Source organism: Devosia marina (genome assembly GCF_009758415.1).
Classification (GTDB): domain Bacteria; phylum Pseudomonadota; class Alphaproteobacteria; order Rhizobiales; family Devosiaceae; genus Devosia; species Devosia marina.
The window spans coordinates 1-1,245 of sequence record NZ_WQRF01000030.1 but is presented as its reverse complement, the minus strand read 5'-3'; the positions used below and the strand labels follow the sequence as shown (position 1 = coordinate 1,245).

1 protein-coding gene is annotated in these 1,245 nt (G+C 49.2%); it reads right to left on the bottom strand.

Features of this window, described 5'->3' with window-relative positions; all coding sequences use genetic code 11:
* Positions 1–191: 191 nt before the first annotated feature.
* Positions 192–1,245: chitin-binding domain-containing protein (locus GO014_RS18900; RefSeq protein ID WP_179953013.1), on the bottom strand; the 1,054-nt coding region annotated here is incomplete at its 5' end.

Here is a 1,245-nt window from a genome sequence, read left to right as displayed (position 1 = left end):
ATTTCATTCAATTTATTTACCTATACAACAAATTTGCCAAGTTGCCGAAGAAGAATAATCGTAATAACAAATAAATAAAGTTTAAACAAAAATTTCAGTCAGCAGCAATAACTTATTACTACAGCCCCTTAAATATTATTATTTTTATTAAAAGGGGGTTGTAAAAAGTTGAAAACATTAGTCATCCCCTTTTACCATTCGTAACTACCAATATTGGCAGCATAACTGACATGGGCGACGGCGGGAGCAGAAGAATAGGCAACCCCTAATAGTGGTCCAGGGGCGGCGTGGACAGCTGGGGCTGCATAAGCTACTGGGGTTGCAGCAGCGGCATATTTAACACCCGGGTTCGATACGCGCACGTCAGCCTTGCTCACACTAGAGAAGGGGGTGTCTATGGTCTTCGTGTAGGTCGATACTTGTCCCAAATTACCGAAACTACGGTGGATGTTGCTGGACTGGGAGGTTATAGCCCCGGTCGCGTATTGGGCTCCTGCAGTGTAGGCGAAGGGTGTTGGGTGGGCTGCGTAAGCTACTGGCGCAGAGTGTGTTGCATAAGCTACTGGCGCAGGATGGGTTGCATAAGCTACTGGCGCAGGATGGGTTGCATAAGCGACCGGTGCAGAATGGGCTGCATACGCAACAGGAGATGGATGGGCTGCATATGCAACAGGTGTTGGATGGGCTGCATAAGCAACTGGAGTTGGTTGAGCTGCATAGGCAACTGGAGCCACTGCAACCGCCTTGGCCAAAGGCTCCTTGTGTACAACAGCATTAAATCCATTAACTGAGTCAGCGGTATATTCCACGATCCTTCTCGTGCCATCGGGTTCAGTGAGAGAGTAACTACCCTGGACGGAATCTCCGTTACGTGTCTCAAATTGATTCTTGCTGTCACCAGTCAAAGCATCTTCGACGTTATAACTGTACGAGTATTGGGGGTTGGGGTCGTAATCAGCGTCTGCAACGGCGACAGCCTTGGCCACTGGTGCCGGGGCTGCATACGCGATTGGGGTTGGTGGTGCTGCGTACGCCAGGTGAGCTGCAGGTGCCGCGTAGGTCAAATGAGCAGGTGCAGCAGCAAAGGCCACGGGTGCTCCGGCTCTGGCGATGGTGGCCATGGTGGCGAAAACGAAAAATTTAAACATCTCGATAAAGTATTGCTGACACGGGTTATATCTGCCGATGATAATGCGAGTGATTCTGCACTGACTTTGTACCGTCAATGAAGGGCTTTTATATATT